Source organism: Streptomyces sp. TBY4, assembly GCF_024213195.1.
In the GTDB taxonomy this organism is placed as follows: Bacteria; Actinomycetota; Actinomycetes; order Streptomycetales; family Streptomycetaceae; genus Streptomyces.
In genome coordinates, this window is sequence record NZ_JANAVF010000004.1 from 363,475 (window position 1) to 376,925 (window position 13,451).

Sequence of the window (13,451 nt, forward strand, 5' to 3'; positions counted from 1 at the left end):
GTACATCACACGGACTGCATATCCGCGGTTCAAGCGGCTGGTCAGTGCGCATGAGCTGCCTCTGTTCCTCGCGCCGACGCGGTAGGCGGCGGAGCTGCCGGAGGCTGAGCCGGTCCGGGTGGGTGGCCGTACGGCGGCGCGGAAGCCGCGGGCTGGTCTGCCTGTCGGGAATCGGATCGCCGTCAACGGGGTTGGAGCCGTTGATCACCATCAACGGGGGTGGTGGGGGATGAACCGTTATTGGAGAGTCATGCGCGCGATTCAGGTGTACGAAGTGGGCGGTCCCGAGGTGCTGCGGGAGGCCGAGGTGGACCAGCCGCGGCCGGGGCCGGGCGAGGCGGTCGTGGAGGTTGCCGCATCCGGGGTCAACTTCCTCGACGTCTACTACCGCGAAGGCCGGTACAGCCACCCGCTGCCCTTCACCCCGGGCTCCGAGGGCGCCGGCACGGTCGTCGAAGTCGGACCCGGCGTCACTGACGTCGCAGTCGGGGACCGGGTCGGCTGGGTGGAGATTCCCGGCACGTATGCCGAACGGGCCGTCGTGGACTCCTCCCGACTGGTGCCGCTGCCCGACGACATCGACTTCGAGACGGCCGCCGCCGTGCTCCTCCAGGGCATGACCGCGCACTATCTCGTCAAGGACGCCTACCCGGTTCAGGGGGGCGACACGGTGCTCGTGCACGCGGCTGCCGGTGGCATGGGGCTGCTTCTGACCCAGCTCATCACCGCTCTCGGCGGCAGGGTCATCGGCACGACGTCGACCACGGCGAAGGCCGAGCTGGCGAAGCGTGCCGGGGCCGCCGAGGTGATCCTTTCCTCCGCAGTCGACGATCTCGCCGCCGAGGTGAGGCGGCTCAACGGCGGTCAGGGACTGCCGGTTGTCTTCGACGGCGTCGGCGCGCACACCTTCGATGCGAGCCTCGCCAGCCTGCGAACCCGCGGCCATCTCGTGCTCTTCGGCGCGGCCAGCGGTGCCGTGCCGCCGTTCGATCCGATGCGGCTCGCCCAGGGCGGTTCGCTGACCCTGATCCGGCCCAGCCTCGGGGACTTCATCGCCGATCGGTCCGAACTGCTCCGACGGGCCGCCGATGTGTTCGAGTGGGTGCGCTCCAAGGCGCTCGAGGTCAACGTGACGGGCCGCTACGCATTGTCCGAGGCCGCCCAGGCCCACAGCGATCTGGAGGCCCGGCGTACCACCGGCAAGCTGCTCCTCGTACCCGATGCGGCCGCTGTTGGGCGCCGCGAGGAGACGCAGAGCTGACCGCAGGCTAGGGCGCGTGCGCCGCGGCGCGGTCGGACTCGCTGCGCAGGACGCAGAACTCGTTGCCCTCGGGGTCGGCGAGGACCACCCAGCCCGAGCCGTCGGGGTTCCGGTGGTCCGCGAGGAACGCGGCGCCGAGGTCCAGGAGCCGGTCCACTTCCCGGTCCCGCGAGGTGTCGGGGCACAGGCACAAGTGGATCCGGTTCTTGACCGTCTTCGCCTCGGGGACCTGGTTGAAGTACAGGACCGGCCCCTCCGCCAGCAGCACCCGGGTCTCCGGGATGCCCGGCCCGTCCTCCGGAGGGAGCGGACAGCCGGTCACCGCGCTCCAGAACCGGGCCAGCCCATAGGCGTCAGCACAGTCGATCGCTACGTTCTGCACCACCGAAAACATGGCCCGAGTCTAGATCGCCGGGCTTCGTCAGCGGGTGGTCCAGCCGCCGTCCAGGATGAGGTTGGCACCGGTCATGTTGGAGGACATGTCCGAGGCCGGGAACAGGGCCGCCGAGGCCACCTCGTCCGGACGGCCGAGGCGTCCGAGCAGGGTGCGCGCCTCGAAGTCCGCGCGCATGCCCTCCGGGTCCGGACCCGACCGGAAGACCTCCTCCAGCAGCTCCGTCGAAATGGGGCCCGGACAGAGGGCGTTGATCCGGATGCCCGCCTTCGCGTGGTCGATGGCCGTCGCCTTCGTCAGCGTCACGGCCTGCCCACCCCCAGAGCAGTCAGCGCCTCGGTGACGCGGTCCGCCTGGTGGGTGGCGCCGCGGAGGTTCGGGTGGAGGACGGTGCAGGCCTCGCCCCGGGCCGGGATGGAGCGGCAGAGCTCGGAGGGCGGATCGCTCTGCTCCCCGGGCCCGGTCAGGCTGTCCTTGATCCCGTACATCCAGCGCTGCTCGCCGCTCGCGCACACCCCGTGCCCGGTGCTGGAGGAGTAGGTGTCCACGTACACCGCGCTGCCGCGGCGGGCCTGTTCCCGCAGGAGGTCGTTGAGCCGGCGCTCCAGGGCGTCGAGCCAGGGCATGTCGCCCTTGGTGACCGTTCCGAGCTGGTGCCAGGACCCCCAGCCGCAGCCCGCGGACTGGTCCACGACGGCCGGATACCCGACGACCGCGATCCGGGCGCGCGGGGCGCGCGTGCGGATCTCCTTCAGCAGGACCGCGAAGTCGGCCTCCAGGGCGGCGAACCGGGCGTTGAGCCCCGCGGCGCCCCCGCCCCGCGCGTAGTGATCGGTGCACGGGGTGCCCGTACCGAACGAGGCGAGGCCCCGCTTCACGCAGGTCTCCACGACCTCGGCGAAGCCCACGGAGTTGCCGCCGGCCCCGACCGTGACGAGATCGGCGGCCGCCGTAACGGCCGTGATCTGCGCCGGTTTGGCGGCCCATCCGCCCGGTGGGGGCACGGACGGCGGCCCCTTCAGCTCGACTTGGGGACCCAGCAGCCCCGCTCTCACCTCGGCGGCGGAGCAGGTGACATCGGTGAGCTCCAACTGCAGCCGCCGCGCGGCCTGATGCGGATAGTCCTGCCCGGAGCGGCCGCAACCGTCGGTGCTCCACGGCCGCACGAAGGAGGCGGCACTGTAGGAATCCCCGAGGGCGACGTAGGAGAGCGGTGCGGGGGCCTGCGGCGCGAGGGCGGTGGTGAGGACGGCTGCGACGGTGGCGGCGGTGGTGATGAGAGCGAGACGCATCATGACGGCGGTTCCTTTGGCTCGGGCGCCGCGGCCTTCCGCAGCGCACATCACCAAAAGTAGCCGACATGGCTACAGAGAGTAATCGTTCGATCGAGTGAACGAGAGGGCTATGCCTGCCCGTGGGCCTGGATGATCAGGTCGGTCGCGACCTCCAGTGCGGCCTGGCGGGTCTCCTCCGGGTCCCCGTCCACGTGCTGGAGGAACATCATGCCCGCGTGCAGGGTGAACAGGGCGCTCACGCACCGCACCTGGTCGGCCAGCGGGGCGTCCTCCTGGCCGGTCCGGAGCAGCTCCACCAGGGCGAAGAGCCGCTTCTTCACCGTCTCGCCGATGGTCAGCTCCCGCAGCGAGGCCTGGTTCTCCTGCATGAAGCGGTACAGCGAGGCGCCGCCCGCCATCGCCTCGCTGTAGCGGCGCAGCACCTCCCGCTTCATCTCCAGGGTGCGCGGCTGTTCCTCCGCCCACTGGATCAGCTCGTCGATGGGCCGGGTCAGGTCCTCGAACAGGCTGATGATGATGTCTTCCTTGGTCTTGAAGTGGTAGTACAGCGCCGCCTTCGTGACCCCCAGCCGCTCCGCGATCTCCCGCAGCGACGTCTTCTCGTACCCCTGCTCGGCGAAGAGTTCCAGTGCGACGTCCTGGATCCGCTGCCGCGTATCGCCGCGGCGCTGCTGCGGACTGCTGCTGGACATGGCTCTCCCCTGACTACTTACTTGACGCCCGGCTAGTTACGGGTCTACCTTCCCCAGTGTAGTGAACTAGCCGGTCGGCAAGTAAGACCCAGGGCCGGTGCGCATGCGCCAGGGGAGTGGAAGACATGGTGGAAAACAAGAAAGCGGCCGACACCTCGGAGGAGGTGAAGCCGCGCAGCGTACGGGTCGTCCTGATGGCCCTCATGATCGCGATGCTGCTGGCCATGCTCGACAACATGATCATCGGCACCGCCATGCCCACGATCGTCGGAGAGCTCGGCGGCCTGGAGCACCTCTCCTGGGTCGTCACCGCCTACACGCTGGCCACCGCCGCCTCCACTCCCATCTGGGGCAAGATCGGCGACATGTACGGGCGGAAGGGCTCCTTCCTCACCTCGATCGTCATCTTCCTCATCGGCTCCGCGCTCAGCGGCATGGCCCAGGACATGGGCCAGCTCATCGGCTTCCGCGCCATCCAGGGCCTCGGCGCCGGCGGTCTGATGGTCGGCGTCATGGCGATCATCGGCGACCTGATCCCGCCCCGGGAGCGCGGCAAGTACCAGGGAATGATGGCCGGCGTGATGGCCCTCGCCATGATCGGCGGACCGCTGGTCGGCGGCACCATCACCGACCACATGGGCTGGCGCTGGTCCTTCTACATCAACCTCCCGCTCGGCGCCGTCGCCCTGGCCATGGTCACCGCCGTACTGCACCTCCCGAAGAAGCAGCACGGTGAACGCCCGAAGATCGACTACCTCGGCGCGGCACTGCTCACCATCGGCATCACCTCCACCGTCCTCGTCACCACCTGGGGCGGCACCGAGTACGCGTGGGGCTCCGCCGAGATCCTCGGCCTGATCGCCGTCGGCATCGTCTCCATCGCCGGCTTCCTCTACGCCGAGACCAAGGCCGCCGACCCGGTCATGCCGCTGCACATCTTCCGCAGCCGCAACTTCACCCTCATGTCCGTGATCGGCTTCCTCGTCGGCTTCGCGATGTTCGGCGGCGTGCTCTACCTGCCGCTCTTCCAGCAGTCGGTCCAGGGCGCCTCGGCCACCAACTCCGGCCTGCTGCTCCTGCCGATGCTGCTCTCGATGATGCTCGTCTCGCTGATCGCGGGCCGGATCACTACCAGCAGCGGCAAGTACAAGATCTTCCCGATCGTCGGCGGCGGGCTCATGGTCGTCGGGCTCTTCCTGCTCGCGACCATGGACACCGGCACGAGCCGCCTGATGTCCGGTGTGTACATGGCGGTGCTCGGCGCCGGTCTCGGCTTCCTGATGCAGATCACGATGCTGGTCGCGCAGAACAGCGTCGAGATGAAGGACATGGGCGTCGCCTCCTCCTCCGCGACCCTGTTCCGCACGCTCGGCGGCTCCTTCGGCGTGGCCCTGATGGGCTCCCTCTTCACCAGCCAGGTCACCAGCACGATGACCGAGCGGCTCGGTCCCGAGGCGGCGGCCAAGGCGGGCTCCGCCCAGCTGGACGCGGCGAGCCTGGCGAAGCTTCCGGAGGTCGTCCGGGAGGCCTACCAGCACGCGGTGGCTGCCGGGACGCACTCGGCGTTCCTGCTGGGTGCGGGGATTGCCGTACTGGGCTTTGCCGCCGCCTGGTTCGTGAAGGAGGTTCCGCTGCGTGGTGCGGGGCCGGCCGGGGCGGGCGGTGGTGGCGGCTCGGAGAAGGCGGCGGCGCCGGAGGCGGCTGTCATGCACTGAGTTGCTCGCGCGTGCGGGTGTGGGTGGGCCCGGTCTGGTGGATCTACGGATCCTCCGGGCCGGGCCCGCCTCGTTCGCCCGGGCGGGGCGGGGCGGGGTCGGGTGGTCGGCTGCGGCCGGGTGGGTGGGGCCGCTGCGCGGGGCTTCCCCCACCCCGCCCCTTCCCGAAACCGGGGCTCCGCCCCGGACCCCTTCGGGGGCTCCGCCCCCGGACCCCCGCTCCTCAAACGCCGGAGGGGCTGGAATTCGCCGACAGTTTCTGCCATTGCTCCCACGGGAGGTTCCATTCGGCGAAGCCGTTGCCGGGGGAGACCGTTTCCTTGCCGCCCGTCACCTCGAAGACGTCGCCGATGCGGGCCTGGTCGTAGAACCAGGTGGCGTCGGCCGTCTTCATGCCGATGCAGCCGTGGCTCCTGTTCGCCGAGCCGATGTAGCTCTCCGCCCATTCCGCCTGGTGCGCGAACGTGCCCGAGACCGTCAGGCGCATCGACTTGTCGACCCACTGGTCGTAGCCGCTCAGGCCGACCGACTGGGCCGTCATCCTGATCCTCCCCTCCTTGGCCATGAGGGGCATCTTCCCGCTCCACGTCGGCGTCTTCGCCGGATCGCCCGCCGTGATCGGGACCGTCTTCACCGCCCGGCCGTCGCGCTCCAGCGTCAGCTTGTGGCCGGTGATGTCCACCTTGGCTATCTGGCTCGGGCCGATGGTGGCGGAGGTCGTGTACGACTTCGTCAGGTAGCGGCCGTCCCCCGTGGCCACGCCCGACAGCGGGGCCTCCAGGGTGACCCGGGTGCCCGGCTTCCAGTACTCCTTGGGCCGCCAGTCCACGCGGTCCTTGCCGGTCAGGGTCTCCGTCAGCCAGCCCCACGAGCCCTCGGTGCCGTTGTCCGTGGTCACCTTCAGCAGCCGCTCGATCGCGGCCCTGTTCTTCACCTTGTGGTCGAAGGTGAGCGAGAGCGGCTGGCCCACGCCGACGGTCGTCCCGTTCGCGGGGAGCACGTCCACCGTCTCCGTCTGCTCCTTGGAGGGGGCGAGGGTGCGGAAGGCCGACTCGGACACGGTCTCCTTGCCGTCCTCCGAGGCGGCCGTCGCCCGCACCTTGTACTGGGTGTCCACCGCCAGCCCGTGTTCCGGCGTGAACACCCCGTCCTTGAGCGACCCGCCCGCCGGCTTTCCGTCGGGTCCGGTCACGGTCAGGGCCGTCAGCGTGCCGTGGGCGACCCGCGCCGTGAGCGGCTCGTCGGGCTTGACGTCCTTCGCCCCGTCGGGCGGTACGAGGCTCAGTTCCGTGGCCGGCAGTGAGGGCTTCGCGGCGTCCGCGTCCGCACCGCCCCCGCATGCCGTCGCCGTCGCTGCCAGGCCGAGCAGGATGACCAGTGTCGCTGCCTTGCGCATGGGTAGGTGAACCTCCGCTTGGAGCCCGGGTCTTGGGTCCGGGATGTCCGGTATGAGGCCGGTTCGGCCGTGCCCGGTTTCAGATGGGAGGGAATTCGGGACGATCAAGGACCAAAGTCCTGCAACCCGAAATTTATGGGCCATTCGGCTGGAACCCCGCATCCGAGGCCGACGTCCTGACCAGTGCGAGCCGACACGGTGGACGTCGATATGGGGAGTTGAGACAGCACATGGGGTTCATGACGCACATACAGATGCAGGGGAAGAAGGCGCGGATCGCCGTCGCCGGAGCGGTGGTGGCGGTGGCCGCCACCGCGTGGGGGGTGACCGCGCTCGTCGACCCGGGGCACGACACCAACCACCAGAACGTCTCCCGGCAGACCGACGACCCCGCGCAGGGGGCCGGCGACCCGCAGGCGCCCGGGAAGCCGGGCGGCCAGGTCCCGGACGGCATAGCCCACGCGTCGGAGAGCGGCGGCAACGCGGTCAACATCACCATCGACGACGGTCCCGACCCCAAGTGGACCCCGAAGGTGCTGGAGGTGCTGAAGAAGTACGACGTGAAGGCGGTCTTCTGCATGATCGGACCGCAGGCCAAGGCCCGTCCCGACCTGGTCAAGGCGGTCGTCGCCGCAGGCCACCGGCTCTGCGACCACACCATGGACCACAACACCGGGATGGACAAGAAGCCCCTCGAGTACCAGCAGCAGCAGATCCTCGACGCGAAGAAGCAGATCGAGGACGCCGCGGGCGGCGGGGCCAAGGTGGAGTACTACCGCGCCCCCGGCGGCGCGTTCACCCCCGGGAGCCGGGCCCTGGCCGCCGCCCACGGCATGCGCCCGCTCGGCTGGAACATCGACACCAAGGACTTCAGCAAGCCGGGTGCGGCCGCGATCGTGAACACGGTCAAGTCCGAGATCGGCAACGGCCCGACCATCCTCTTCCACGACGGCGGAGGCGACCGCAGCCAGAGCGTCGAAGCCCTCGACCAGGTCCTCGCCTGGCTGAAGGAACAGGGCCGGCCCACCGGCTTCCCGGTGGTCACCGGGCCCAGCACCTGACCCGCAGCTGCGCCTGACACGCCGTCCGGTGGCGAACGGGTGAGGGTCGGTGCCCCGGAGCCGCCCGGGGTGTTCCCTGGTCGCGCACGCAAGCCCCGTACGGAAGCCCGTACGCAAAGCCCGTACGCAAGCCCGTAAGCCGGACCCACCAGGAGGTCTCCGTGGCCATCGCCCCCGGGAAACTGTCCGACCCCGTCGTCGGCGCCCTCGTCAGCGCGGTCAACGCGCACGACAAGGAAGCCTTCCTCGCACTGCTGACCGCCGACGCGACCATGTCCGACGACGGAACGGAGCGCGACCTCCACGAGTGGATCGACCGGGAGATCTTCGACTCCGGCGGCCACATGGACGTCCAGTCCGAGTCCGACGGCGGCCGCACCCTGACCGTCGGCTACCGCAACGACACCTGGGGGGAGATGCGCACCTCCTGGCGGTTCGTCATCGCCCCCGGCGGAGGCCGCATCAGCCGCTTCGAGACCGGCCAGGCGTAGTACGCGTCCACCACCGCCCGGCCGGATCCCGTACGGGTGAAAGGGCGCCGGGCGTCGTTCCGGCCCGCCGGAGGGTTCCGTTGGTCCGGGCATGAACCGCACCCGCACCGCCGCACTCGTCCTCGCCGCCGCCGCGGCGGCCCTCGCCCCAACCCTCTCGGGCGCGGCGGCCACGGCCGCGGAGGCCCCGTACCTCCAGGACCCGAGCGGCGGGGACAAGGCGATGAAGTCGATGTGGACCAAGGACGACATGCACAAGGTCGAGGCGCAGTTCCGCTTCTTCCCCGGCATCCAGTACAAGACGATCACCCGCCCCGGCCCCAAGGGCGCCGAGGAGTACGAGCGCCAGGTCGGCGACCCCTCGACCCTGGCCTGGGAGCCCGCGTACGAGTTCGCATGGTCGGTGGCGGATTCGCAGGGGGTCAAGAAGGTGCTGACGACGAAGGACGGCAAGCAGGCGCTCGTCCTGCGCGCCGTGCTGCGCGACGCCCGGCGCACCGAGGTGGCGCAGGTGCGCCAGGAGCTCAAGAACCGGCCAGCGACGGGCCGTACGAAGATCCCCGGCGGCAAGCGCGTCACGTGTGACACCGGGATCTACACGGTGGAATGGTCGGTCACCCGCACGGGCTACGGCACCCTCACCGGATCCCTGCCGTGGGACTCCAGCTGCGAGCAGTACCGCACGGCCTTCACGCCGAAGAACCAGGGCGCGAGCTAGGCCGCGGGGGTCGCGGGGGAGGGGGAGGGCCTGCCGCCCCGCGCGCCTTGTGGGCGCTCGCGGGCGACGGGGCCTCGGCCTTGGATCAAGGCCGTACAGCCATCATGCCGCCCGGGGTGAGGTGCGGCAGGAGGCGAAGGTCCCTTCCGCCGGGGGCCTTCGGCGGTTCTTCGGGTCGGCGCGGCGCTTCGCGTCGGCGGGGCGCTGCGTCAGCGGCCCTTCCTGGCCTCGTTCGCCTTGGTGGAGATCTCCTCCAGGACCGCCTTCGGGTCGCCGGCGGGGTCCACGGCGCGGCCGATGTTGCGCTTGATGGTGTCGCTGATGACCACCCAGGACGGGTCGTTGACCGGGTAGAGCTGCGCACCGCGCAGGGCGTTCAGGAACTGCTGGTCGTTCTTGTCCATGCCCGAGCTTCCGGCCAGGGTCCGGGAGGCCGAGACGGTGGACGGCAGCAGGTGGTAGCGGCCGGCGAAGTCCGCCAGGTTCTTGTCCCGGTAGACGAAGTCCAGGAACTTGCCGATCTCCTCGCGGTGGCCGTTCTGCTTGAAGGCCATCATCCAGTCGGCCACGCCCACGTTCGGCGGGACCTCCCCGGAGCCCAGCATGTCCGAGACGGGCATCGCGACGGTGCCGACGGTGATCCCCTTGGCGCGCGCCTCGTGGGCGAGCTGCGGGTAGCCGTTGAGCATGCCGACCTGGCCGTTCTTGAAGGCTTCGAAGGCGTCGGCGCGGTTGAGCTGGGACGGGGGAACGGGGCCGAGCAGCCCGGGGGCGACCAGGTTCTCCTTGATCCACTTGAAGGTGTAGATGTTCTGGTCGGAGGCCAGGCTGTAGTTGCCGCTGCTGTCGGCGTAGCCGCCGCCGTTGCTGAGCTCCCAGATCATCGCCTCGGCGTGGGCCTCCTCCGGGCCCAGGGGCATGGCGAAGGGGGTCTTCACGCCCTTGGCCTTGAGCGCGACGGCCGCGGCCTTCAGGTCCTGCCAGGTCTTGGGCTGCCAGCCGCTCTTGGAGCCCTTCGGGATGACCCCGGCGTCGGTGAGCAGCTGCTCGTTGTAGAAGAGGAGGCGGCTGCTCGCCACGAAGGGCAGGCCGTAGAGGGTGTTGCGGACGGAGCCGGCGTCGGAGAGCGGCTTGAGGAAGTTCGCCTCGGCGGTGACCGAGAGGAGCTCGGGCGCCGAATAGAGCTTGCCCTGCGCCGCGAAGTCCGAGTAGCCGCCCATGAGGGCCATGTCCGGGGCGTTGCCGGCCTTGACCATGCGGGAGACTTCGCGGTCGATGTCGGCCCACGGCAGGAGCTCGACCTGCACCTTGATGCCCGGGTTCGAGGCGGCGAAATCAGCCGTCACCTTGTCCCAGAAAGCCTTGGAACTGGTGGCCGGGGTGTCCCCGTATTCGGCGGCGACGAGACGGAGGGTGCCGTCTTCATCAGCGCTTCCGCCGGAGCTGCCGCAGCCGGCCAGCGGTATCAGCAGACCGAGCACGACCGTGGTGGCGGCCGCGCTGAAGATTCTTCGTCGCACGGGTGTATTCCCCTGATTTTCTTTTGAGTCCCGTTATTACTTATGAGTTACTCCGGGCTGCGGTGTCCCTCAGTGGCCCGTTGGCCGGAATTCTCTCCTGAGGAAGGGCGGTTGGTTCCATTGGGTCGCCACTTATGGTCAATGCTCCAACTGCGGCATTTCTGAATGGTGTTTTCCGATATGTGATCCACAATTCGGACGCGCGTAGACATGCCGAAACGCCCGTTTCCGGCCATGGAGCGCGGCGGAACGGGTCGGAGCGGATCGGAACGGGTCGGAGGGGGAGCGGGCGGAGGATCAGTCCGCGAAGTCGCCCGCGTACGGGTCGGGCTCGCCGGTTTCGGGGTTGCGCCCCTCCTGCCAGCGGCGCTGGGCTTTGCGCCAGTGCACGAAGCTGAGGTGGCCGCCGTCCCAGAAGGTGATGCTGACCGGGCTCACGTCGAACTCGTCGGAGCACAGCAGGTAGAGGAACTCGGCCATGCCGTACGGGTACACGGCGAAGGAGTCCGCGGTGTGCCGGCCGACCACCAGAACGGGCCAGCGGTCGGGGTCGGGGTCGGTCGTCAGCCAGCACAGGATGTCGGAGCCGCCGGTGACCCCCCAGGCGAGGATCGACTCCGGGTCCACATCGAAGGCGGCCCGGCCGCCCTCCGCCTCCCACACCTGGCGGGCGTTGGCCGTCTCCTCCGCCATCTGCGCGGGATCCCACTGGAGTCCGGGCTTGGGCAGCGGCAGCAGCACGCTCGCCTCGCCGTTGATCGAGCCCGCGCCGAAGCGGCCCATGAAGGCGATGAAATCGGCGGGGAACCGACTGCCCCAGACGGCCTCGGCCGCCTGCCAGTCGATGTCCTCGTCGGCTCCGTGGGTCGCCGGCATGATCTGCTCCAGCGCTTTGATGCGCGCGTTCTCGGTCATGCCGCTCCCCTGCCACCCCAGCTCAACCGCCCCAACCTACCGCCGGTGCGGGGTGGCGCCTAGCGCGTCGTGAGACGTACTCCGAGCGTGGAGCCGACGCGCAGGCCCCAGGCGGCCATGGCCCCCGCCTCGGCCTCCAGGACGTGCCGGGCGCGCAGCCGGGGGAGGCCCAGGCGGCCGGGGGCCATGGTGGTCAGTGCGATGACGGTGAGCCGGCGGTCGAGGTGGGCCACGTCGATGGCGAAGCGCATCCGGAAGGTGTGCACGCTCGTGGCCGGGGTGAGGAGCATCGCCCCGTCGATCCCGTCCCGCCCGAGCAGCCCCCGGGTCCGGGCCCGGTAGGAGGCCGCCACCTCCAGCGGCACCTCCAGCCCCGCGTCCACCGGCTCTTCCCCCGGTACTGCCGGTCCCGTCCCCAGGTCGACGCAGAGCGTCGCCGCACCGTCGTGCCACCGCTGCCCGTTCCCCATGCGGGCCACCCTAGGGGGTGTCCTGCCGGCCGGGCCGGGCTCGCGGCTCCCTGATCCGGCCCGGCCGGCAGGACACCCCCTAGGCGCCCGACCGCCCCCGGATCAGGGCTTCGGCGTCAAGGCGGCGCGCCCGGCGGGGTCACCCGGGGGAGGGAAGCCCGCGGGTTGGCCCGTACGGGCTCCCGCCGGGCCCCGCAAGGGATCCGGGGGCCGCCGTGGCTCTGCGCAGTGCTCCCGGACGGCTCCGGAGCGTAATCGTGTCGCAGTGATGCACGCAGCAGGCTTTACGAAGGGTTATGGTGGAACCCCCCCCTCGGGCCGGTCCGTATCCCCCCCACGGACCGGCCCGTTTTTTTGTCTCCGCGCAGCGTCCGGGCACCGCCGGGCCGCCTCCGGGCAAAGGGGCAGGTCAGCCCCGCTGGGCCCAGATGTTGGCGCCGGGGGTGGACACCGCGAAGGAGTCGATCTCCTTGAGCTCCTCCTCCGACAGCGGCGCGCCGGACAGGGAAGCCACGTTCTCCTCGAGCTGCTTCACGCTCGACGCGCCGATCAGCGCCGAGGTCATCCGCTCGTCCCGCAGCACCCAGTTCAGCGCGAGCTGGGCCAGCGTCTGCCCGCGCCGCGCCGCGATCTCGTTCAGCCCGTTCAGCCGGCGCACGACCTCGTCCGACAGCAGGTCCGGGTTGAGGGACTTGCCCTGGGTGGCCCGCGAGCCCTCCGGGATGCCCTTGAGGTACTTGCCCGTCAGCAGCCCCTGCGCGAGCGGCACGAAGGAGATGCAGCCCATGCCGGCCTCCTCCAGGGTGTCCAGCAGGCCGTCGTCCTCCGTCCAGCGGTTGATCATGGAGTACGAGGGCTGGTGGATCAGCGGGCGCACGCCCATCTCCCGCAGCAGCCGGGCCGCCTCGGCCGTCTGCTCGGCGGTGTACGAGGACACGCCCACGTAGAGCGCCTTGCCCTGCTGGACCGCGGACGCCAGCGCGCCCATGGTCTCCTCCAGCGGGGTCTCCGGGTCGAAGCGGTGGGAGTAGAAGATGTCGACGTAGTCGACGCCCATCCGCTTCAGCGAGGCGTCCAGCGAGCCGAGCAGGTACTTGCGGCTGCCCCACTCGCCGTACGGGCCGGGGTGCATGAGGTAGCCGGCCTTGGTGGAGAGGACCAGCTCCTCGCGGTGGGACGCGAAGTCCTGCGCGAAGATCTTGCCGAAGTTCAGCTCGGCCGAGCCGGGGGGCGGGCCGTAGTTGTTGGCCAGGTCGAAGTGGGTGACGCCCAGGTCGAAGGCCCGGCGCAGGATCGCCCGCTGGGACCCGAGGGACGCGTCGTCGCCGAAGTTGTGCCAGAGGCCGAGGGAGATCGCGGGGAGCTTGAGGCCGCTGTGGCCGGTGCGCCGGTACTCCATGGAGTCGTAGCGCGAGGGCTCTGCCCGATAGGGATTGTTTTCAGTCACGTTGTCCTCCCTATCACGGACTTGTGACAGGACCGAGTTGGGTGCCGGATCCCGTCGCGCAGTAATGTGGCGGTCT

General features: G+C 70.1%; 14 protein-coding genes. 5 read left to right on the top strand and 9 right to left on the bottom strand.

Going from position 1 to position 13,451, the window contains the following annotated elements:
* Window positions 1-250: 250 nt before the first annotated feature.
* On the top strand, window positions 251-1,261 hold the full coding sequence (locus NLX94_RS12335) for a quinone oxidoreductase (RefSeq protein ID WP_254382710.1): 1,011 nt from the start codon (window positions 251-253) through the stop codon (window positions 1,259-1,261).
* A gap of 7 nt (window positions 1,262-1,268) precedes the next feature.
* On the opposite strand, the gene NLX94_RS12340 is transcribed toward NLX94_RS12335, so the two are convergent.
* The 4 genes from NLX94_RS12340 to NLX94_RS12355 form a co-directional block, all read right to left on the bottom strand.
* Entirely contained in the window at window positions 1,269-1,655 is a 387-nt protein-coding gene (locus NLX94_RS12340) for a VOC family protein (protein ID WP_254382711.1), read from the bottom strand.
* 27 nt (window positions 1,656-1,682) lie between these two features.
* Window positions 1,683-1,961: an SDR family oxidoreductase gene (locus NLX94_RS12345; protein ID WP_254382712.1), complete on the bottom strand. Its 279-nt coding sequence runs from the start codon at window positions 1,959-1,961 to the stop codon at window positions 1,683-1,685.
* On the bottom strand, window positions 1,958-2,950 hold the full coding sequence (locus tag NLX94_RS12350; protein WP_254382713.1) for an SGNH/GDSL hydrolase family protein: 993 nt from the start codon (window positions 2,948-2,950) through the stop codon (window positions 1,958-1,960). Before NLX94_RS12350 ends, NLX94_RS12345 begins: the two co-directional genes overlap by 4 nt.
* 107 nt (window positions 2,951-3,057) lie before the next feature.
* A complete protein-coding gene (locus NLX94_RS12355) occupies window positions 3,058-3,642 on the bottom strand; it encodes a TetR/AcrR family transcriptional regulator (RefSeq protein WP_254382714.1) in 585 nt (194 codons plus the stop codon).
* A 125-nt stretch (window positions 3,643-3,767) separates the two neighbouring features.
* Here NLX94_RS12355 and NLX94_RS12360 point away from each other — a divergent pair, with 125 nt between their 5' ends.
* Window positions 3,768-5,357 (top strand): MDR family MFS transporter, encoded by a 1,590-nt coding sequence (locus NLX94_RS12360; RefSeq protein WP_254382715.1) that lies wholly within the window; start codon window positions 3,768-3,770, stop codon window positions 5,355-5,357.
* A gap of 223 nt (window positions 5,358-5,580) precedes the next feature.
* Here the strand turns inward: NLX94_RS12360 and NLX94_RS12365 are convergent, their stop codons facing one another.
* Window positions 5,581-6,753, bottom strand: a complete 1,173-nt coding sequence (locus tag NLX94_RS12365) for an Ig-like domain-containing protein (RefSeq protein WP_254382716.1) — start codon at window positions 6,751-6,753, stop codon at window positions 5,581-5,583.
* A gap of 239 nt (window positions 6,754-6,992) precedes the next feature.
* On the opposite strand from NLX94_RS12365, the gene NLX94_RS12370 reads away from it, so the two are divergent.
* The 3 genes from NLX94_RS12370 to NLX94_RS12380 all read left to right on the top strand — a co-directional run bounded on the left by NLX94_RS12370 (window position 6,993) and on the right by NLX94_RS12380 (window position 9,023).
* On the top strand, window positions 6,993-7,814 hold the full coding sequence (locus tag NLX94_RS12370; RefSeq protein WP_254382717.1) for a polysaccharide deacetylase family protein: 822 nt from the start codon (window positions 6,993-6,995) through the stop codon (window positions 7,812-7,814).
* Between the two features lie 161 nt (window positions 7,815-7,975).
* Window positions 7,976-8,305: a nuclear transport factor 2 family protein gene (locus NLX94_RS12375; RefSeq protein ID WP_254382718.1), complete on the top strand. Its 330-nt coding sequence runs from the start codon at window positions 7,976-7,978 to the stop codon at window positions 8,303-8,305.
* Window positions 8,306-8,396: 91 nt separating this feature from the next.
* The gene (locus NLX94_RS12380) at window positions 8,397-9,023 is read left to right on the top strand and encodes a hypothetical protein (protein WP_254382719.1); all 627 of its coding nucleotides are present in this window, start codon (window positions 8,397-8,399) and stop codon (window positions 9,021-9,023) included.
* A 209-nt stretch (window positions 9,024-9,232) separates the two neighbouring features.
* Here NLX94_RS12380 and NLX94_RS12385 read toward each other — a convergent pair whose 3' ends face one another.
* The 4 genes from NLX94_RS12385 to mgrA form a co-directional block, all read right to left on the bottom strand.
* A complete protein-coding gene (locus NLX94_RS12385; RefSeq protein ID WP_254382720.1) occupies window positions 9,233-10,543 on the bottom strand; it encodes an extracellular solute-binding protein in 1,311 nt (436 codons plus the stop codon).
* A 297-nt stretch (window positions 10,544-10,840) separates the two neighbouring features.
* Window positions 10,841-11,458 carry an SMI1/KNR4 family protein gene (locus NLX94_RS12390; protein WP_254382721.1) on the bottom strand — a complete coding sequence of 206 codons (618 nt, stop codon included), beginning with the start codon at window positions 11,456-11,458 and terminating at the stop codon, window positions 10,841-10,843.
* A 59-nt stretch (window positions 11,459-11,517) separates the two neighbouring features.
* On the bottom strand, window positions 11,518-11,928 hold the full coding sequence (locus tag NLX94_RS12395) for a DUF192 domain-containing protein (protein ID WP_254382722.1): 411 nt from the start codon (window positions 11,926-11,928) through the stop codon (window positions 11,518-11,520).
* A gap of 409 nt (window positions 11,929-12,337) precedes the next feature.
* Window positions 12,338-13,375 carry an L-glyceraldehyde 3-phosphate reductase gene (mgrA, locus tag NLX94_RS12400; RefSeq protein WP_308402415.1) on the bottom strand — a complete coding sequence of 346 codons (1,038 nt, stop codon included), beginning with the start codon at window positions 13,373-13,375 and terminating at the stop codon, window positions 12,338-12,340.
* Window positions 13,376-13,451 lie beyond the last annotated feature (76 nt).

Excerpts from the sequence above, each read along its gene's own strand:
- NLX94_RS12365 (WP_254382716.1), bottom strand. The coding sequence starts at position 6,753 with ATGCGCAAGGCAGCGACACTGGTCATCCTGCTCGGCCTGGCAGCGACG.
- NLX94_RS12355 (WP_254382714.1), bottom strand. The coding sequence starts at position 3,642 with ATGTCCAGCAGCAGTCCGCAGCAGCGCCGCGGCGATACGCGGCAGCGG.
- NLX94_RS12335 (WP_254382710.1), top strand. The coding sequence starts at position 251 with ATGCGCGCGATTCAGGTGTACGAAGTGGGCGGTCCCGAGGTGCTGCGG.
- NLX94_RS12350 (WP_254382713.1), bottom strand. The coding sequence starts at position 2,950 with ATGATGCGTCTCGCTCTCATCACCACCGCCGCCACCGTCGCAGCCGTC.
- NLX94_RS12380 (WP_254382719.1), top strand. The coding sequence starts at position 8,397 with ATGAACCGCACCCGCACCGCCGCACTCGTCCTCGCCGCCGCCGCGGCG.
- NLX94_RS12395 (WP_254382722.1), bottom strand. The coding sequence starts at position 11,928 with ATGGGGAACGGGCAGCGGTGGCACGACGGTGCGGCGACGCTCTGCGTC.
- NLX94_RS12370 (WP_254382717.1), top strand. The coding sequence starts at position 6,993 with ATGACGCACATACAGATGCAGGGGAAGAAGGCGCGGATCGCCGTCGCC.
- NLX94_RS12340 (WP_254382711.1), bottom strand. The coding sequence starts at position 1,655 with ATGTTTTCGGTGGTGCAGAACGTAGCGATCGACTGTGCTGACGCCTAT.
- NLX94_RS12390 (WP_254382721.1), bottom strand. The coding sequence starts at position 11,458 with ATGACCGAGAACGCGCGCATCAAAGCGCTGGAGCAGATCATGCCGGCG.
- NLX94_RS12360 (WP_254382715.1), top strand. The coding sequence starts at position 3,768 with ATGGTGGAAAACAAGAAAGCGGCCGACACCTCGGAGGAGGTGAAGCCG.